This is a genomic window from Chloroflexota bacterium, assembly GCA_026708035.1.
In the GTDB taxonomy this organism is placed as follows: domain Bacteria; phylum Chloroflexota; class UBA11872; order UBA11872; family UBA11872; genus JAJECS01.
The window spans coordinates 1-18,854 of the sequence record JAPOVQ010000024.1 but is presented as its reverse complement, the minus strand read 5'-3'; the positions used below and the strand labels follow the sequence as shown (position 1 = coordinate 18,854).

At 70.2% G+C, this 18,854-nt stretch carries 15 protein-coding genes; 8 read left to right on the top strand and 7 right to left on the bottom strand.

What is annotated here, in order from left to right:
• Window positions 1–299: 299 nt before the first annotated feature.
• From OXG33_10035 to OXG33_10005, 7 genes are all read left to right on the top strand, one after another.
• Window positions 300–2,051 carry a cation:proton antiporter gene (locus tag OXG33_10035; protein ID MCY4114260.1) on the top strand — a complete coding sequence of 584 codons (1,752 nt, stop codon included), beginning with the start codon at window positions 300–302 and terminating at the stop codon, window positions 2,049–2,051.
• 122 nt (window positions 2,052–2,173) lie between these two features.
• Window positions 2,174–3,055 carry a pyridoxal 5'-phosphate synthase lyase subunit PdxS gene (pdxS, locus tag OXG33_10030; protein ID MCY4114259.1) on the top strand — a complete coding sequence of 294 codons (882 nt, stop codon included), beginning with the start codon at window positions 2,174–2,176 and terminating at the stop codon, window positions 3,053–3,055.
• A gap of 12 nt (window positions 3,056–3,067) precedes the next feature.
• Window positions 3,068–3,646 (top strand): pyridoxal 5'-phosphate synthase glutaminase subunit PdxT, encoded by a 579-nt coding sequence (gene pdxT / locus OXG33_10025; GenBank protein ID MCY4114258.1) that lies wholly within the window; start codon window positions 3,068–3,070, stop codon window positions 3,644–3,646.
• Window positions 3,647–4,511: 865 nt separating this feature from the next.
• Window positions 4,512–5,516, top strand: a complete 1,005-nt coding sequence (locus OXG33_10020; GenBank protein MCY4114257.1) for a hypothetical protein — start codon at window positions 4,512–4,514, stop codon at window positions 5,514–5,516.
• Window positions 5,517–5,519: 3 nt separating this feature from the next.
• Complete coding sequence (locus tag OXG33_10015) at window positions 5,520–6,998, top strand: AAA family ATPase (GenBank protein MCY4114256.1); 1,479 nt, start codon at window positions 5,520–5,522, stop codon at window positions 6,996–6,998.
• Window positions 6,995–7,741 (top strand): dTMP kinase, encoded by a 747-nt coding sequence (gene tmk, locus OXG33_10010; protein MCY4114255.1) that lies wholly within the window; start codon window positions 6,995–6,997, stop codon window positions 7,739–7,741. Before OXG33_10015 ends, tmk begins: the two co-directional genes overlap by 4 nt.
• On the top strand, window positions 7,738–8,067 hold the full coding sequence (locus OXG33_10005) for a cyclic-di-AMP receptor (protein ID MCY4114254.1): 330 nt from the start codon (window positions 7,738–7,740) through the stop codon (window positions 8,065–8,067). The genes tmk and OXG33_10005 overlap by 4 nt, the downstream gene beginning before the upstream one ends.
• Window positions 8,068–8,239: 172 nt before the next feature.
• On the opposite strand, the gene OXG33_10000 is transcribed toward OXG33_10005, so the two are convergent.
• Window positions 8,240–9,394, bottom strand: a complete 1,155-nt coding sequence (locus tag OXG33_10000) for a pyridoxal phosphate-dependent aminotransferase (protein ID MCY4114253.1) — start codon at window positions 9,392–9,394, stop codon at window positions 8,240–8,242.
• 170 nt (window positions 9,395–9,564) lie between these two features.
• Between OXG33_10000 and OXG33_09995 the strand changes: the two genes are divergently transcribed.
• Window positions 9,565–10,464, top strand: coding sequence for a GNAT family N-acetyltransferase (locus tag OXG33_09995; GenBank protein ID MCY4114252.1), 900 nt, complete (start codon window positions 9,565–9,567; stop codon window positions 10,462–10,464).
• Between the two features lie 150 nt (window positions 10,465–10,614).
• Here the strand turns inward: OXG33_09995 and OXG33_09990 are convergent, their stop codons facing one another.
• The 6 genes from OXG33_09990 to dinB all read right to left on the bottom strand — a co-directional run bounded on the left by OXG33_09990 (window position 10,615) and on the right by dinB (window position 18,563).
• A complete protein-coding gene (locus OXG33_09990; GenBank protein ID MCY4114251.1) occupies window positions 10,615–11,376 on the bottom strand; it encodes a methyltransferase domain-containing protein in 762 nt (253 codons plus the stop codon).
• Window positions 11,373–12,011, bottom strand: a complete 639-nt coding sequence (locus OXG33_09985) for a hypothetical protein (GenBank protein ID MCY4114250.1) — start codon at window positions 12,009–12,011, stop codon at window positions 11,373–11,375. The genes OXG33_09990 and OXG33_09985 overlap by 4 nt, the downstream gene beginning before the upstream one ends.
• A complete protein-coding gene (locus OXG33_09980; GenBank protein ID MCY4114249.1) occupies window positions 12,004–15,021 on the bottom strand; it encodes a hypothetical protein in 3,018 nt (1,005 codons plus the stop codon). The genes OXG33_09985 and OXG33_09980 overlap by 8 nt, the downstream gene beginning before the upstream one ends.
• On the bottom strand, window positions 15,018–16,097 hold the full coding sequence (locus tag OXG33_09975) for a hypothetical protein (GenBank protein ID MCY4114248.1): 1,080 nt from the start codon (window positions 16,095–16,097) through the stop codon (window positions 15,018–15,020). Before OXG33_09975 ends, OXG33_09980 begins: the two co-directional genes overlap by 4 nt.
• Window positions 16,098–16,142: 45 nt before the next feature.
• A complete protein-coding gene (locus tag OXG33_09970; GenBank protein MCY4114247.1) occupies window positions 16,143–16,748 on the bottom strand; it encodes a DUF4130 domain-containing protein in 606 nt (201 codons plus the stop codon).
• A gap of 573 nt (window positions 16,749–17,321) precedes the next feature.
• Entirely contained in the window at window positions 17,322–18,563 is a 1,242-nt protein-coding gene (gene dinB, locus OXG33_09965) for a DNA polymerase IV (protein MCY4114246.1), read from the bottom strand.
• Between the last annotated feature and the right edge of the window lie 291 nt (window positions 18,564–18,854).

Genomic DNA, 18,854 nt, shown 5'->3' with positions numbered 1-18,854 from the left:
CCTCACCCCGACCCTCTCCCCGCGGGAGAGGGAGCCGGACTCCCGTGGGCGAGGGAGCCGGACGGCGCCGGCGATTTGCCGAAATCACGGCGGTCTGGCGCATGCCCGGCTGGTGGCGCACAGGGCCTCCACTCCTTGTAGCAGGGAGTTTTTTGGCGTGTTCGGGGTTTAACTTCGATTTCGAAATAACCAGCGGCCGCGGAAGCGCCCTTCTTGCTCCACGCTTTGCGGGATTCAGGTCCAGCAGCCCATAGACTTGAGCGCCGGCACAGAGTTGCGTGAGCCGGGGGGCGCGATTGGTGGAACTGGAGCTATTTGGCGAGCTGGCGGTCATCGGCGGCCTGGCCGTGGCCACTGCCATCGGGCTGCACCGGTTTGGCCTGCCCTCGACCGTCGGCTTTCTCGTCACCGGCGCCATCGCCGGACCGCACGGCCTCGGACTCGTCGGCGACCCGGAGCATATCGAGCAAATCGCCGAACTGGGCGTGATCCTGCTCCTGTTCGCGGTTGGGCTCGAGTTCTCACTCACGCGCCTGCGCTACATCTGGAAGGCGGTCGCGTTCGGCGGCTCCTTGCAGGTGGGAGTCACGACGCTGGCCACGCTCGCCATTCTGGTGATCGCGGGAGACACGGTGGCGCGCGGCATCGTGTTCGGCCTGGTGGTGGCGCTTTCGAGCACCGTGGTCGTGCTGCGCGTGCTCACGGTGCGCGGCGAGCTGGACGCGCCCCATGGGCGCTTCATCGTCGGGGCGCTCATCTTCCAGGACTTGCTGGTCATCCCCCTCACCTTGCTGGTGCCGGCGCTGGCCGGCGGCGAAGGCGCGGGCGCCGCGCTTGAGGTCGCGTGGGAGCTGATTCGCGCGGCGCTGGCCGTGGTCGCCCTGCTCGTCGTGGCGCGATTCCTGATCCCACGAGTCTTTCGCGCCGTGGACGCAACCCGCACGCGCGAGGTGTTCCTGCTCACTGTGATCTCGATCGCCCTCGGCTCGGCCTGGCTCATGAGCCAGCTCGGACTTTCCGTGGCCTTGGGAGCGTTTCTGGCCGGGATGCTCCTCGCCGACACCGACTACGGGCACCGCGCGACCAGCGACATTATTCCCCTCCGCGACGCGTTCACCAGCTTCTTCTTCATCTCGCTGGGCATGATCTTCGACTGGCGGGTGTTCGCCGACACCCCCCTGCTGGCGGTGCTGATCGTGTTCGGGCTCGTTTTCGGCAAGGCGTTGGTGGCTTCTCTCGCGGCGCTGGCGATGCGCAACCCGGCGAGCGTGGCCTGGCGGTCGGGCATCTCGCTGGCGCAGTTCGGCGAGTTTGGCTACGTGGTGCTGCTGATCGGCGCCAGCGTGGGACTGGTGACCGACCTGGAGCTGCGCCTGGTTGTCACGACAGGCGTTGTAAGCATCGTGGTTTCGCGAATCCTCATGCATTGGACCGGCGGCCTGCATGCGGGCGAGACGCTGCTCCGTCCGCTGGAACGGCTGCTGCGCGCCCGCGGCATGGACGAGCCGACGGCGCAGGACCTTCACCTCAGCAACCACGTCGTGATCGCGGGCTACGGCGTCGCGGGCCGGCTGCTCGCGCGCACGCTGGCACAGGCCGACGTGCCCTATGTGGTCCTGGAAGTCGACCCCGATCGCGTGCGTGAGGGTCAGCGCGAGCACGCGCACGTCTACTACGGCGACGTCACCAGCCACGAGGCTCTCGAGCACGCGCGCCTCAGCCACGCGCGCGTGCTGGTCATGCTCGTCAACGACCGCGTCGCCATGCGCAGGGGCATCCGCCTCGCGCGGGCCGATTGCCCCGACGTGCTCATTCTCGCCCGCACGCGCTACCTGTCGGACCGGGACGATCTGGTGGCCCTGGGCGCCGACCACGTCGTTTGCGAGGAGGTCGAGGGCGGCACGGAGATGACCGCGCGCGTGCTGAAATCCCTGGGGCTCGCCTCACCCGCCATCTACGACCAGATCAACACCGCGCTCGGCTCATCCACCGACGAGTTTCTCACCGGCGCGATGGAGGACTGGACCAAACCGGCCGATCAGAAGCCGTGATCGGCCTCCTATCGGGCGGCGATACGGCGCATTGGTGCGGCGCCGCGGGCAGAGGCTTAGAATTGGGCGAGTGAACGTGACGCGATCGCCGTGATCGCCACGCGCAGCGAGTAGCGCCTCATATGGAAAAGAACACTCTCACCGTCAAGCGCGGGCTGGCCCAGATGCTCAAAGGCGGCGTCATCATGGACGTCGTCACCGCCGAGCAGGCGAAGATTGCCGAGGACGCCGGCGCGGCCGCCGTAATGGCCCTCGAGCGCGTGCCGGCCGACATTCGCGCCCACGGCGGCGTGGCGCGCATGGCCGACCCAGAGAAGATCATCGAGATCCAAGCGGCGGTGACCATCCCGGTGATGGCCAAGTGCCGCATTGGCCACTTCGTCGAGGCCGAACTGCTCCAGGCGCTTGGCGTGGACTATGTCGACGAATCGGAGGTCCTCACGCCGGCGGACGAGGCGCACCACGTGGACAAGCACGGGTTCGACGTGCCGTTCGTCTGCGGCTGCCGCAACATCGGCGAAGCCTTGCGCCGCATTGGCGAGGGCGCGGCCATGATCCGCACCAAGGGCGAGGCCGGCACCGGGGACGTCGTCGAGGCCGTGCGCCACATGCGCGCGGTCATGGGCGACCTGCGCCGGCTCACCACCATGCGCGAGGACGAGTTGGCAACCTTCGCCAAGGACGTGCAGGCGCCGCTCGACCTGGTCGCGTCGGTGGCCCGCGAGGGCCGCCTGCCGGTGGTGAATTTCGCCGCGGGCGGCGTGGCCACGCCGGCGGACGCCGCGCTGATGATGCGGCTCGGCGCCGACGGCGTCTTCGTCGGCAGCGGCATCTTCAAGTCCAGCGACCCCGCCATACGCGCCAAGGCCGTGGTGGAAGCTACCACCCACTACCAGGACGCCGGCATCATCGCCACGGCCTCCCGCGGCCTTGGCGAGCCCATGACGGGCATTGCCCGCGACACCCTTGCGCCGGAGGAGCTCCTCGCGACCCGTGGGTGGTAGGCCGCCGCGCGCGTGACCCCCGTCATCGGTGTGCTGGCCCTGCAGGGCGATTTCGCCGAGCACACCGCCATGCTGCGCGGGCTTGGGGTCGAATCGCGCGAGGTGCGCGTGCCCCACGACCTCGAGGGGCTTGACGGGCTGGTGATTCCGGGCGGCGAGAGCACGACGATCGGCAAGCTGCTGGAGATGTACGCGCTGCTGGAGCCGGTCCGCGATCTCGGCGCGTCCGGGTTTCCCATCTGGGGAACCTGCGCCGGGCTGATTCTGCTCGCCAAGGACGTGGGCAAGCCGCAGCCCCTGCTGGGCCTGATGGACATGACGGTGGAGCGCAACGCGTTCGGTCGACAGATCGACAGCTTCGAAACCGAGCTCGACATCGACGGCCTGCCCGGCGGCGCGTTTCACGCCGTCTTTATCCGTGCGCCGGTTGTCGGCCGCGTGGGCGACGCGGTGGACGTGCTGGCCAGGCTGGACGACGGCCGCATTGTCGCGGTGCGGCAAGGCAATCTGCTGGGCACGGCTTTCCATCCCGAGTTGACCGCCGACGCGCGCCTGCACCGCCTGTTTGTCGACATGGCGCACGCCGCATGAGCGACGTGGGTTTCACCCTTTTCCCCGTCGTGCTTACGGGGAAGGCTCGATCCTGGTCCCGTCGGGAATCCTCGGCAAGTCCTCGCGCGGGCGGGTTTGAAACCCGCCCCTACCGCGGGCCGCCTGCTCGGCGGCCGGTTCGACCGGACTGGATTCCGGCTTTCGCCGGAATGACGGAGGGGAGAGGCACCGGTGTGCACCAGGGGAGAAGGAACCGGACGCCCAGGCCCGGCAGCGCCCATGTCCGCGTAGGGGCGCCCCTTGTGGGCGCCCGCCTGGTTCGATCCGGGCAGCCACAAGGGCTGCCCCTACACCGACCCAGCGTTGCCCGGTGGCCCAGGCTGCGTGCAGCCTGGGAATTCGTCCCAGCCGCGAGCTGCCCCCTCATCCCCCTCGTGGGTACGGGGAAGGCTCGATCCTGGTCCCGTCGGGAATCCTCGGCAAGTCCTCGCGCGGGCGGGTTTGAAACCCGCCCCTACCGCGGGCCGCCTGCTCGGCGGCCGGTTCGACCGGACTGGATTCCGGCTTTCGCCGGAATGACGGAGGGGAGAGGCACCGGTGTGCACCAGGGGAGAAGGAACCGGACGCCCAGGCCCGGCAGCGCCCATGTCCGCGTAGGGGCGCCCCTTGTGGGCGCCCGCCTGGTTCGATCCGGGCAGCCACAAGGGCTGCCCCTACACCGACCCAGCGTTGCCCGGTGGCCCAGGCTGCGTGCAGCCTGGGAATTCGTCCCAGCCGCGAGCTGCCCCCTCATCCCCCTCGTGGGTACGGAAGGGGCTCGGTCCTGGTGCCGTCGGGAATCCTCGGCAAGTCCTCGTGCGGGCGGGTTTGAAACCCGCCCCTACCGCGGGCAGGCGGCAATCGCATGACCGTCACCGGTTCCACGCTCGGTCCCTGGCACATTCCGACCATCGTCGGGACCTTCGTGCTGGCCAATCTGCCGCGCGTGGACGTGATCACCTACCAGGGCCGCCATGTGCCGGCGCTCATGGCCGCCGGCGCGGCGCTGCCCACCGTGGCTCCCGACCTGCAAGCGGTTGGGGCCTGGACCGGCGCGCGTCTGCGAGGCTTCGGCCTGCTGCGCTGCGCCCCGGCGGCACGCCGCGCCAGCGTCGAGGCCCTGACCTTGCTGGCGCCGCGTGAGTCCAGTACATCCGGCGACCCGGTCGGCCCGCTCCAAATGGAAACCGCCGAGGCCATGCTGCAACGTCTTGCCGGATGCGCGGCCGCCCAGGGGCGTCCGATCCTCGTGGCGCGCCTGTGGGAGGACAGCCCCTACACCCCGGCCTTCACCGCCAACGGCTATTCATCCGCCGCTATCGAACACGAGTACGAGCGGTCGCCGGGGCCGGTGAGCGTGGCGCCGGACATCGACGGACTGCGGCCACAGGAAGCCCCCGATGCCTGGGACGTGATGCAGCTCTATCGCGCCACCACGCCGGCCGCCGTGCAACGCGCCGAAGCGCGCACCATGGAGGAGATGGAGCAGCTGCCGCCGCGCAGCGCCGGCCTCTGGCGGTGGCTGAGCGACGTGGCCATCGAACGCCACGTGGTCGCCGACGATCACGGACTCGTCGCCTGGCTGGAGCTGCGCGTCGACGCCGGTGAGAGTCATCGGCTTACGCTCATGCTCCACCCACGCGGACACCATCAGGCACGTGAGCTGCTGCACTGGGCGCTGTGGCGATTGGGCAGCGCGGCGCCGCGTCCCGTGCGGATCCAAGTCCGCGAGCCTCAATCGCCGATCGGCTCGGCTCTCGACGCGCTGGGATTCACGCACGCCAACAGCCATATGCTCATGGTCAGAGAGGTGGCCGTGCCGGCGGCGGCGCAGGTGCGCGGCGTCGTGCTGGACGGAGCGCCCGGGTAGCCCATGGAACCGACGACGACGCCGCCCGCCGCCGCCAACGGACCGGTGCCGCATCCCGCGGCGTCCGACGGCGAGGAGCTCGACCGGCTCCTGACGGCCCTACCGTCCGAGGTTCGCGATGCCCTCCAGGCGCTGTCCGACTGGGACACGCTGGTCGAGATCGTGCTGGATATCGGGCGCTTTCCGGAGGCCCGGCTGGACGCCCGGTCGGTGGCGCTGCTGGAACGGGAGGTCACGGGCGACGACCTGGACCAAGTCGTGTCGTCCGTGGGTGCCTTTACGGCCGACAATCGCGCCGGCATCGCTCGCACGCTGCACCGGTTCTCGGCGCTGCGCAATCGCTCGGGGCGCATCGTGGGGCTCACCATCCGCCGCGGGCGTGCCCTGCACGGCACCACGCACGTTGTGGCCGACATCATCACGTCCCCGCGAAACCTGCTGCTGCTCGGCCCACCGGGCGTCGGCAAGACCACCATGCTGCGCGAGATCGCGCGCGTACTCGCCAACGACGCGGACCGCCGGGTGGTCGTGGTGGATACCTCGAATGAGATCGCGGGCGACGGCGACATTCCCCACGCCGGCATCGGACGGGCGCGCCGCATGCAGGTGGCGCAGCCCGACCTGCAACACCGCGTCATGATCGAGGCGGTCGAGAATCACATGCCGGAAGTTGTCGTGGTCGATGAAATCGGCACCGAGGCCGAGGCTCGCGCCGCCCGCACCATTGCCGAGCGCGGCGTGCAACTGGTGGCCACCGCCCACGGCCAGACGCTGGAGAACGTGCTGCTCAATCCGTTGCTGGCCGACCTGGTCGGCGGCGTCGAGGCCGTGACGCTGGGCGACGAGGAGGCGCGCCGCCGCGGCACGCAGAAGACCGTACTGGAGCGCCGCGCGCCGCCCAGCTTTCACACGCTCATCGAGCTGCACAGCCGCGACTCGTTCGTCATCTATACCGACGTGGCCGAGACGGTGGACGCCGTGCTGCGCGGGCTGCCGGCGCCCGGCGAGCGCCGCGTGCGCCTGGCCGACGGGCGCACCGAGCGCGAGGCGTTCAACGAGCCGCCACGCGATCCCGAGCGTCCTGCCGCCGCGTTGCGCGGAACCGACCCGACGCAGCGGCGCCGGGCATCGTCTGGAAGCTTGCAGATTCTTCCGTTCGGCGTGGGGCGCAATCGGCTGGAACAGGCCATCATCAACACTGGGATCGATGCGCGCCTGGTGCGCGATCTTGGCGGGGCCGACGTCGTGATGACCCTGCGCAGCTTCTTCCGTCGCCGCCCCCGCCTGCTGCGCGATGCCGAGGCCCGCGGCACGCCGGTCTACGTGCTGCGCAGCAACACCGTCTTGCAAATGGAGTCGTGCCTGATGGAATTGGTCGAGGACGGCGCCACGGTTGACGGCGACGCGCCGTCCCGGCCCGGCTCAGACGCCTCGGGTCCGGCGCAGCGGCTGCGCCTGGCGCTGACGAAGCCGCGCTCGTGAGCGTCGACGGCAGGCGGCGCGGGCTGTTCATCGCCTTCGAAGGGCCCGAGGGCAGCGGCAAATCCACCCAGGCGCAGATGCTGGCCGACCGGCTGCAGCAGGCCGGTCTCGACGTGCTCCTGACCCGGGAGCCCGGTGGCACCGAGCTTGGCGAACGCCTGCGGGCCCTGATGTTCCGCGAGCGCTCCTTGCCGGAAATGAATCCACGGGTGCAGGCGCTGCTGATGCTTGCGGCGCGCGCCCAGCACGTCGCCGAGCGCCTGCGCCCCTGGTTGAACGACGGCGGCGTGGTGGTGTGCGACCGGTTTGCCGCGTCGACGCTGGCGTATCAGGGAGCGGGATTCGGCCTGGAAATCTCCGAGCTGGACCAGATGAACGCGTTCGCGACGGCCGGTGTGCTGCCGGATGTGACGCTGCTGCTCGACCTGGACGTGCAGATCGGCGTGATGCGCAGCCTCAAGCAACGCGGGAGCGACTGGGAGAAGGCCGGCGGCATGAACGCGCAGAAACTTGAGTTTCACGCGCGGGTGCGCCGCGGATACCTGGAACAGGCCGAGACTGATGGTTGGGCAGTGCTCGACGCGACCCAGTCACCGGAAGATTTGAGCCAAGAGATTTGGCGGCGTGTGGAGCCCGAAATCGGGGCGCGCACGCTGCGGGCGGCCGAGGCCGTCCAGCCGCCGCTGCCCCTGGCGGCCGGCACGGCGCAAGGGCCGCCCATCGATGCGGCAGGTCGCTCGTGAAGCTCTTCATCATCATCGTGCAGCAGCAAGACGCCGACGGCCTGGCGGGTCTGATGCGAGACGCCGACATTCGCTTCACCCGCATCGATTCGGCGGGCGGCTTCCTGCAACAGGGCAACGTGACCTTCTTGACCGGCGTCGACGACGAGCGCATCGGCGAGCTGTTGGCCCTGATCAAGCGCGGGGCCACCACCCGCGTGCAGATGGTGAGTCCCATCCCCGCCATGGCGGAACCGGGCGAGCTGGCGGTGCCCTATCCGGCGGAGGTCCAGGTGGGCGGCGCGACGATCTTCGGCTTCGACGTGGAGCGGTTCGAACCGCTGTAGGGAGAGTTTCGAGAATCCCTCGCGGTGGTGGTGATCCGCGGGGAATCGAATGGCCCGCTTGGGTGGTCGGGGATGACCCCCATCCTGACTTTCCCCCTTTCAGGGGGAAGGAACCGGACCGCCGGGGAGAAGGCGCCCGAGGGGACTAGGCTCGAGGTGTGCTGGCCGCGATTCAGGCTCTGGCGCCGGCCAGCCAGTCGGCCATGCGCTTCACGCCCTCCCGCAGGTTCTCGCGCGAGTTGGCGTAGGACATCCGCAGCGAGTCGCGCCCCACGTCGCCGAAGGCGCTGCCGGCCAGCACCGCCACGCCGGCCTCGTCAAGAAGCCGCGCGGCGATCTCGTCCGCGTCGCGATCGAAGCCGGAGAGCTGCGGAAACACGTAGAACGCTCCCGCCGGCCGCTGACACCACACGCCGGGGATGGCGTTGAGGCCGTTGACGACCTGGTCACGACGCGCCTTGAACTCGGCGACCATTTCCGCGGCGGCGTCTTGCGGTCCCTGCAGCGCCTCGATGCCGGCGATCTGGATGAAGCTGGCGGTGCAGCTGGTGATGTTGGTCTGCAACTGCGAGAACGCGGAGGCGAGATCGACTGGCATGACGCCGAATCCCATGCGCCATCCGGTCATGGCGTAGGTCTTGGAGAAGCCGTCGAGGATGATCGTGCGGTCGCGCATGCCCGGCTCGGCGGCGATCGACGCGTGCTCGATCTCGCCGTACATGATGCGGCAGTAGATCTCGTCGGAGAGCACGTAGGCGTCGTGGTCGGCCAGCAATTCGCCGATGGCCCGGATGTCGTCGGGCTCGAGCACGCCACCGGTCGGGTTTTGAGGCGAGTTGAGAATCAGCAGCTTGGTGCGCGGCGACAGCTTTTCGCGCAGTTCGTCCAGGTCGAGCCGAAACTCGCGCTCCGGGCGCAACGCCAGCGGCACCGGGGTCGCGCCAACGAAATCGACCACCGACTGGTAGATGGGGAAGCCGGGGTCGGGATAGAGCACCTCGTCGCCGGGGCCGCACAACGCCGTGATGGCGAAATACATGATCGGCTTGGCGCCCGGGGTGACGACGACCTCGTCGGGATCGATGACGATCCCCCGAGTCTCACCCACGTGGGATGCGATGGCGGCGCGAAGCTCGGGCAGTCCGGCCGAAGGGCCGTAGTGGGTGAATCCGTCATCGAGCGCGCGCTTGGCGGCTTCGATAATGTTGGCGGGGGTGTCGAAATCCGGCTCACCGATTTCGAGGTGAATGACGTCGCGACCCTGCGCTTCGAGCTGTCGAGCGCGAGCCAGCACGGCAAATGCCGTCTCGGTGCCCAGCCGCCCCATGGCGGGCGCCAGGCCGGAATGCGTGAGCAACGCCACACTTGCCTCCTGCACGGGTGAACCAGACGGGCGGCCGACGAAGCCGCGACAACGAGGGCGATTCTAGCGTGCCGCACTCGCCAGCCACGGACTCTCGGTCGAGCGACGGTGCGAGTGCGCCGGCGGCGCGGCGCATGCGGTCGGAGGACGTCGACTCGGTAGCGCATGTGCTCACGCAGGCGTTTGCGCCGCCGCCCGGCGCCAGCCCCACGGGCCTCCGCGTCCTCATCTCGAACGGCATGGCGAGCCGCTGGCAGGCGCAATGCGCCGGGGCGTGGGTGGTCGACGCGCCCGGATTCGGACCCGTGGGCGCGGTCTTCGCCGTCGTCGAGCCGGATGTCGGCTGGATCGGCGGACTCGGGGTTCATCCGGCGTATCGCGGCGTGGGCGTGGGACGCGCGCTGACGACGGCGGCGCTTGAGTTCCTGGAAGGCGTCGGCTGCGCCATGGTCGGCCTGGAAGCGTCGCCGAACGATGGCGTGGCGCTGGGCGCCTATGCCCGGCGCGGCCTGCGGCCGGTGGACGTGACCCTGCGCCTGCGGGCGGATGCAGCCTCGTTGGCGACATTGGGCAGGGCGGCGGAGCTTGAGGTTCGGCCCTTGGATCCTCGAATTGGCTCAGATGAACCGATGACTGACGGATCGGGCGGGTCTGAGACCCGCCCCTACACCTGCCGGCGGGCGGCGGCGGTTCCCCTGTCGGATGCCGCCTTCATAGCGCTGGGGCCGGGCGCGTGGCTCGTCTGCGATCCCGAGGCGGTTCCTGTCGGCGAGGTCCTAGAGGCGCGAGTCGGGTACATGGGGTACGACGGTCACTCGGTGGCGGCCGCGTGCCGTGGCCTGGGGCGCCTGGCCGTGGCCCGGCAGTTGCGTTATGTCGAGTTGAATCTTCCCGTGGGGTCGGGAGAGGCGCTGCCCACCATGTCGCGGCTCGGATTTCAAACGGTCGCCAGCACGGTGCGGCTGGCGCGGCCGGCGGCGGCTTATCGGCAGGCGTCGGACGATGGGGTGGTGCTGGGGCGATGGTCGCTCTAAGGAGCGTCCGAAGAAGCACCAGACGCTCGCGATTTTGGGCCGCGCCGGACAAACCGGACTGGATTGCGGCCTCCGCCGCAATGACGGAAAGGGACAGTCCCCTCACCCCAACCCTCTCCCCACGGGAGAGGGAGTGGCGGTCGGCGATATCTACAGCTTGGTCGCGACCGCGATGAGGCGGTCGCCTTCGCCGTCGAACGGGTCGAGAGCCCAGGTGCCGTAGGTTTCGATCCGGTCGAATCCGGCGCAGCGCAGGGCCAGCTCCAGCTCGAATCGATGTACGTAGCGCAGGGGCATGCGGCTTACGCGGCGCTGCACGTGGCCGTCGGCACTGAGCGAGTCGTAGGTGTGCAGTGCGTCGATGCGCTGCGTGCCGGGGTCCACCACCCACGACACGAAATGCGTCACCGCCGTTCCTTCGGCGTCCCTGAAGCTGCCCTGGGTCCGGAGCACGCCGTCCCACGCCGCCAGCCGATCGAGCGTGGGATTGAAGACGTCCACGCACAGGATTCCTCCCGGCTCGAGCACGCCGCTCACGCCTTCCAGCGTGTCGAGCTGATCCTGCATGGACGCCAGGTGCAGGAATGAATCCAGCGCGCAGAAGACCGCGCCGAATCGGACGCGCGACGACAAGCGCCGCATGTCGCCCTGCTCGAGTTCGACTTCCAGGCCACGCTCCTCCGCTCGTCGGCGCGCGATAGCCAGGAGCGCCGGCGACGCGTCGACCCCGTGCACCTCGAATCCAGCCGCCGCCAGAGCCGTGCCCACGCGCGCGGTGCCGCAGGCCAAATCCAGAATCGGTCCGCCGACGCGCTCGGCCAGGTGGGCGTACAGCGGGAGATCGTAGTCCCAGTCGTCATGCTCGGCCGCATAAAGCTCGGCAATGGACGCGTAGGCGTCAGGCGTGCTCACCGGCCGAAGGGCATGCGCCGGATGAGCAACTCGGCGCTGATGACGACCAGGACGATCAGGATCACCGCCGCGGGCGTGGCGACGCTGTTTACCGCCGCCGTCGCCACCGCCAAGGCGCCCACGGCGACGAGGACGGCCTGCCGGGTGACGGTCAACGCGGGCAGTCGAGGCTCAGCGGCGTCGTCGCCGGTGCGCAGCCAGGCGCCTATGGCCCAGGCAAAGAAAAAGGCGCCGAAGCCGGACAGGGCCACGAAGGCCAAGACGTTTTCGGTGCGGTCCGGCGAGGTGAAGACCAGCACGTAGCCCAGCAGCGCCAGCGTGACCAGTCCACCCAGCCACATGAGGCTGGAGGTGACCCGGGTGTAATCGCGCGCGGCGCGCGGGCCGGAGCTGCGCGGCCGGTAGCCGCGCGGGGCCGGCGTTGCGAGATCCAGCTCCGACGGCGACGCGCCGTCGTCCTTTGCGGCGGGCGCCTTGGCAGGGGGCTCTTCAGTGGACTTGGCCGCCGGCTGGTCGGCGCCGGGCTTCGACTCGCGCTTAGGCTTGGGCTTGGCCGCCTTCGTGGCCGGTCGTGCCTTGGCATCCCCGCCAGCCGGCGGCGCCTCCCGCCGGATGACGAGCGAACCCTCAGCCAACGGCCTTGAGCCAGCGGGCGTCGGCCGCTTCGTCCGGCGACGGCGCCGACGTGCCGTCAACGATGTCTGCCACACGGTCGAATCCCGCGCGGGTCAAGCCCTCCCGGGTGGACGTGGCGATGACCTGTGGAAAGTATCGCTGAAAGTCGCCGTGAGTCAGCGACTCGAGCATGGGCGCAACGGTCTCGGCATCGGCGGCGTCCCCTGTGGCATCGAGCCACAGGAACGCCGGCGCAAAGGGCGCGTCGTGGGGGCGGACGGCGCTGAGAAAGGCCAGGCCAACGGCGAGCTCGATCGGGTCACGAAGCGCGTCCGCGATCTCCCCGAGAGGCTTCCAGGCTTCGGGAGCTTCGTCCCAGACATGCACGGCCTGGTCCTGGGAAATGCGGACGTCCCAGTACATCCCGCCGCTCACCCGGCCAATGATCCGACGCAAGGCAGCCTCCGTGGACTTCCGGACGCCGCTCGCCAGCGCATCGAGCGCGTGGGTCATCAGGCGCGACGCGGCGGCCCGCACCTGACGCCGGTCGACGAGATCGTCGAGCGCCGCGCGCGCCGCATCCAGGTCGACGTCGTGACGCACGGCGCCGGTGCGGAGCTCGAGCTGTCGGATCTGCTCGTCGAACTCCCGTCGGGCGGTTCGGGCCCGCTGCATCCGACGCCGAGCGCCGCCCGCGTCTTCCAGACGGTCCTGGTCGAGGTCGGGGAAGATGGCTCGAATTTCCGACGCGGTCGGGGTGTTGTCGACGTGCGCGCCCGTCGCCCGCACGGCGCCGGCCAACTCGGTCGTGGCCCGCGCGACGCCGCCCTGCGCGACTCGCGCTGTCTCGGACGCCTCGGTCACGCCTGACGCTGCCCGCAATTCGCCCACCGCGGCCACGATGTCGGCCAGGGCAACCAGTCCGTCGAGGCGGCCAATCGCTTCGTCAGGCGGTTGGCCCCGCGGCAACCCGGCGTCGGTGGCCACCAGCGCGTCGATGGCTTGGGCGATTCCCGGCAGCGCGTTCTCGGCGGCGTGGAGCTTCCACACCGCGCGCTGCCGCCCGGCCTCGAGGTCGGCGCCCCGGTCCAGGCGCTCTTGCATGGCGCTCAGCTCGCGCCGCTGGGCGTCGCGGGCACTGACCAACGCCCGGTGGTCGTCGGGCAGGTCGAGGGACCGGGCCAACTCAGCCGCGTCACCGCGGGCGCGCCCGCTGGCCTCGATCTGGCTGCGCAGCTCGGCTTCGGCGGCCGCCGCACGCTCCTCCACGCCGGAGCGCTCGAGCGCGTCGACGCGGGCGCGCAACCGGTGCACCTCGCGCTCGGCGTGGGCCAACTCCCGCTGGGTGCGAGCGCAGTCGGCTTCGAGGTCGTCGGTCGAGACCGAGCGGTCACCGTCGGCAATACGGCGCAATCGGGCGGTGGCGCTGTCGCGCAGTGTGCGGGCGCGCTCGGGCGACGTGGGGATTTCGAGGCCGAGGCGCTCCAGCTCCTGCTCGACCTTGGCCCGCTGCCGGCGACTGGCGGCCAGGCGGGTGGCGTGTTGCTCGCTGTCGCGTTGGTCGTGATCGAGCTCGGCCAGCTTGTCCAGAAGCTCTTCCGCGTGGGCGTGATCGGCGCGCTGGCTCCACAGCGACCAGGCGCCCGCGGCCGCGCCGGCGACGACCATCGCCACGCCCAACACCGCGAGCGGCGCCGTGCCGGATAAACCGATCGTCGCCAGGACGATGCCGAGCGCGACGCCAACAGCCGCCATCATCAGGCGGTTTCGGCGGCGCTGAGCCTCGATCGTCAGTGACCGAAGGTCCTGCTTGATGCGAGTGGTCTCGCGCGTCAGTTCCGAGGGGTCGGCCTCGTCGCCCGCGTGCCCGGACTCGGCATGGAGGATGTCGTTGAGCCGGCCCCACAGGCGGTGCGCGGTGGGGAGGTGCTCGTCTTCGTGGGCGCGTTTGCGCAGGGTGCGGGCCCGCTCGGCGCCGGCCTGAGCCTTGGCCTGCACCACCTCGGCCTCGACCAGATTGGAGCGAGCCTGTCGGAGTTCATGGGCGGTGGTTTGGTGGTGGTCGCGCTTCGCCCGGGCGCGGTCGGCCGCTTCCGACGCCGCAGCGCCCGCGGTGGCGGCGTCGCAGGCTTGATCGAGCGCCGCCAGACGCTCGCCGCCGGTCCGGGCCCGCTGTGCCAGGGACGCAAGATGGCCCAGCCGCGCATCCAATCGCCCGATGTGCTCGCGAGCGCGAGCGGATTCCGCGGCGCACCGCGCGTGATCCGCCCAGAGCGAGGCAAGCTCGCGGTAAGTGGCAAGGCGGTCGCGCTCGTCAAGGAATTGCCCGCGCAGCACGCGATATCGGCGCTCGGAAGCGTCGGCCTCCGCCGCGCGCTCCGATGCCGCGGTGAGCGCCTGCAAGGCCTGGCGCACGCGCCAGCGCTGCAGCGCGCGATCCAGGCGGTCGATCTCGTCCTCGTTGGCCGCCGCCCGGGCCACCGCCTGCGCCAGCTCGACGCGCGCTCGCGCGACAGCCTCTTCCTCGAGGTGCGCCGGGCTTTCGGCAAACTCGACTTCCATTTCCTGGATACGCCGCTCGCCGAGCAGGCGGCGCAGCAGCTCTCGGATCTCGGCTGGCGGGGGCAATTCGGAACGGGGCTCCGGCCGCACCAGCAATTCCAGCGTCGCTCGATCAAGTCCCAGCATCTTGTCGAGTGCCGCGCGCACCTGAGCCTCGCCGTGGATCGGTGTTGAGCGCGGTCCGCGGTTGACCACCAGCTCCGCCTCATCGCCACCGGTGGCCCGCAGCGTGCGTCGCACGGTGAGCGGGCGCCCGCCGGCGGCGAGCGCGCACTCGATCATCGCGCCGTCGGACCTTGCGCGCATGCCGTCGGGCGGGCCGTAGAGACAGGTCAGCAGCGCCGCGTGCAAGGCTTGCGCTTGGTCACGCGGGACCGTGATCAGATGATGTCCTTGCGGCTGAAACTCCAGGTCGACGCGGTGCAGGGCGCCAAGCTCGCGAACCGTCAGCCGCTCCAGGAGAATCATGCGACGCGGCTTTCGGCGCGTCGCCGGAATCCATCGACGACCAACCGGCGCGCCCGAGCCATGGTGCCCGCGTCATCCAACGGCGCGGCGCCGGCGGATAGCTGATCGGCCGCGCGCCGCACTTCCACCACGAACGAACGGGTTGGGGGTGCGTCTGTCGGGGCGCTTGTTATGTCGAGTTGTGACAGGTCAACGTGCACCAGCGTGCCGTCGGCGGATGCCCGGCGGATCAGATCGGCAGCCCGGCAGCGATGCCACAGCTCGCGCGAGAACTCGCCCGCGAATTCAAGCGTCACCAGCGGGGCGTCACCGATCAGCGGGGCCACTCGCTCGCGGATGACCCCGGCGGGGTCGCGGTCGGCCAGCTCCCCGGCGGTGAACGTGACGACGATGGGCGCGACGCCCGCGAGCTCGCGGAATTCCGCGGCAATCACGCCGTCCTGATCCAGATCCACGAGGGCAAACCCCGACTCCGAGAGCCGCTCGGTCACGGCGGGCGCGGACCACCCGGGGCAGATCAGGAAGACGCTTCCCAGCTGACGCTGCCCGGGCTCGGGCCGGTTGCCAAGGACGATGACGTCGGCGGCAATGGCCTCTTGTCGCTGCAGCGCGTCCGAGTCGGTGATCAGCGCGATACGGAGAGCTGCATGCTGAGGCGCAGGATCGGCATGGCCGAAAGCTGGAGCCGCGCCAACTTCAAGCGCGACGCCGGCAACGTCGACCGTTCGGCTCCGAATACCGCCGTCGGGCCGCACGCCGGCCAAGAGCCCAAGCTCTTCGAGGAAGGTAATGCCGGTGCTGTCGGTCGCGGGATTGTCGGCCTCGTCCAGGGCGATGGCCACGATTCCGGCGTCGCGGGCGCGCCCGAGACACTGGGAAGCAAAGCGAATGTCGTCGAGCCCCGGCTCCGACCGCGCGAACAGGCCGCCCGCGATGAGCATGAGGTCAGCGTCGTCGGCGATGGCCTGGTCGACGACGGCGGCGAAACTGCGCCGCGAGTGCGCCTGGAAAAGCGCGAGCTGTTCGGCGCTGAGTGATGGAGGCGCGGCCCCGATGAGGTTGCCCGCGGTGAGCACGGCACGTATTGATTCGGCCGATCCCCGCAGGAACCGCATACGCAGCTACGCCATCCCCTGCCTCCCAGGTGCGGCGACGAAATGCGCCTGACTTGACAGAATATCACCGCCCGACGGCGACGACCAGATCGAGGGCTCCTTGGCCCCTCGGCTGGGCGCCAGTTTCAAGCTGATTCCACACCCGTCCTGGACGTAGGTGCGGCGTCCGTCCCGGATCATGAGCGTGTGTCCGCGCCAGCGGCGGCGGAAGTGCCGCAATACCAGATCGACGACCGGGAACTGGAAGTGCCAGTCGGCGACGAGCTGGCGCGGTCCCGGTCCGCGGGTGAATCGCAAGTCACGCCGCGCGGCATGCACTTCGCGATAGACCTGGTGCCCCCAGCTCAAGGCCAGCTGGGCCTCGCGCGAACCGCGACCCAGCACGAACGAGGCGCCGTGCTCCAGCACCTGGCCGGCCACGGCGCGCAGCACCCGATCGCGGTCAGGGGCCGGATGGCGCAGGGCGTAGCCGTAGAGGCGTTCGAGCCGCGCCAGACGCCGGCGGTCGCGACGCACCGCCGCCAGGCGCGACCGCACCACGTCCGGTCCGCCGCCGCGCTCGTCGGCAACCTGCCGCAGCAGGGCAAAGAACGTGTCGGGTGAGCGGCTCATGCTGGCCTCCAATCGATTCCGGCGTCGACCATCGGGGGCGCGTCCAGCGCCGATTCCACAACTGCACGTGAGTTCAACGAACGAGAGGCATGCCGGCGGTCCCTCTGACCCCGGCCCTCTCCCTGGGGAGAGGGAGCGGGCGTTGCCGACGGCCACGGGCGGGGCGGCGATATCGGGCGGCCACAAGGGCCGCCCCTACCCGGTCGGAAATGGCGCCGGGCCCGGATTTCGGCGTGCGCCGGAATGACGGTCGTGGAATCTCTGCCGCTTGTCGGTTGCGGAAGTCCCCTCACCCCGACCCTCTCCCCAGCGAGAGGGAGCGGACGTTGGCAGCAGTCTCCCTCACCCCGGCCCGCTCCCTGGGGAGAGGGAGCGGGCGTTGCCGACGCGGGAGCCCCCCCCTTACCCCGACCCTGTCACCAGGGAGAGGGAGCGGACGTTGGCAGCAGTCCCCCTCACCCAGGCCGTCTCCCACAGCGGGGAGAGGGAGCGGACGTGGCCGACGCGGGAGAATCCCCTCACCCCGACCCTCTCCCCACGGGAGAGGGAGGCGGACGTGGAGTGACGGTCGCATCATCCGAGCACCGCGTCGCGCCAGGCGTATCGACTCGCGCTCATGCGCGCCTGGCTGGCGAGCAGCGACGCGGGCGCCAGCACGGCGTCGCCGAATCGCTGTCGGATCTGGTCCTGCGCTTCGTCCAGCCGCCGTCGCTCGCGCGTCTCCGCCGGCCGCAGCGGCAGCTGGCGGTAGTCGAAGCTCTCGAGCGCGGTGGCGTGAACCCCCACGAGGCGGTAGACATCGTCGGCGCGCGCCACGCGCAGAAACAGCTCACGGGCCACCGCGAAAATGGCGGCGCCGATATCCACGGCCGCCCCGACCGTGGTCTGTCGCGTAATGGTGCGGAAGTCGGCGTAGCGCACCTTGACGCTGATCGTGCGGGCGCGGAGGTGCTTGGCGCGCAGCCGCTGGCCCACGTGCTCGGCAAGCTGCTGCAGGTAGTCCACCACAACCGTCCCGTCGTCAACGTCGCGGTCGAAGGTGACCTCGTTGCCCACCGAGCGGCGCCCGCGCGCGGGATCCACGGCTCGCGGGTCCACGCCGCGCGAGCGCACGGCGGCCTGGGCGGCGCCGCCGCCAAAGCCCGCGTGGACCCGCTCCGGGTCGATGCGGGCCAGATCACCGATGGTGGTCACGCCGTGCCGCCCGAGTTTGGCCGCCGTCTTGGGTCCAATGCCCCAGACCATGCGGACGGGCAGCGGGTCGAGGAAGTCAGACTCGGCACCGGGAGCGATGACGCGGCAGCCGTCGGGCTTGGCGACCTGGGAAGCGATCTTGGCCACCGACTTCGTAGTCGCCACGCCGACGGAGATTGGAAGGTCTTCGTGCTCGCGCACGGCCGCCCGCAGGTGATGCGCGATTTCCGACGGCGTCCCGTAGCGGCGCTCGCAGCCGGTGACGTCGAGGAAGGCCTCGTCCAGCGACAGCGGCTCGACGAGCGGGGTGTAGGCGCGGAACAGGTCCATCATCCGGCTCGACACCTCGGCGTAGAGGTCCATGCGTCCGGGAACGAACTCGGCCTGAGGGCAAAGGCGTGCGGCCTGGCGCGAGGGCATGGCGGAGTGCACGCCGAACGCCCGCGCTTCATAGGAAGCCGCCGTGACGACGCCCCGTCCGTCGCGCGAGCCGCCGACGATTACGGGCTTGCCACGCAGCTCCGGCCGCTCGCGCTGCTCGACGGCGGCATAGAAGGCATCCATGTCGGCGTGCATGACCACCCGGCGCCCGTTCCAGGCGGCTGAGCCGAGATTCTGCATGTGCGCGGCGGCTGCGGTCGGTGTGCGGCGATAGTACCAGACAAATACCGAACGAACAAATAGCGAACAGGCGGCAGGTGCGTGCCTGCGGCGTTTGGGCTGGACTCCGCACCTCTCCCGAATGACGGCCGGGGAATCCCCTCACCCCGGCCCTCTCCCCATGGGGACCTTTGCATCAATGGGCGACATCCGATGCCCGAGTCTCGGATCCCCCTCACCCCAACCCTCTCCCACCAGGAGACCTTTGCATAAACCCAGGGGCGGGGCGGACCATGGGGCGTCGCCAGGCGG

Coding starts and splice junctions, on each gene's coding strand:
- OXG33_10020 (MCY4114257.1), top strand. CDS start 4,512: ATGACCGTCACCGGTTCCACGCTCGGTCCCTGGCACATTCCGACCATC.
- OXG33_10000 (MCY4114253.1), bottom strand. CDS start 9,394: ATGGGGCGGCTGGGCACCGAGACGGCATTTGCCGTGCTGGCTCGCGCT.
- OXG33_09970 (MCY4114247.1), bottom strand. CDS start 16,748: ATGAGCCGCTCACCCGACACGTTCTTTGCCCTGCTGCGGCAGGTTGCC.
- OXG33_10015 (MCY4114256.1), top strand. CDS start 5,520: ATGGAACCGACGACGACGCCGCCCGCCGCCGCCAACGGACCGGTGCCG.
- OXG33_09995 (MCY4114252.1), top strand. CDS start 9,565: ATGCGGTCGGAGGACGTCGACTCGGTAGCGCATGTGCTCACGCAGGCG.
- dinB (MCY4114246.1), bottom strand. CDS start 18,563: ATGCAGAATCTCGGCTCAGCCGCCTGGAACGGGCGCCGGGTGGTCATG.
- pdxS (MCY4114259.1), top strand. CDS start 2,174: ATGGAAAAGAACACTCTCACCGTCAAGCGCGGGCTGGCCCAGATGCTC.
- OXG33_09980 (MCY4114249.1), bottom strand. CDS start 15,021: ATGATTCTCCTGGAGCGGCTGACGGTTCGCGAGCTTGGCGCCCTGCAC.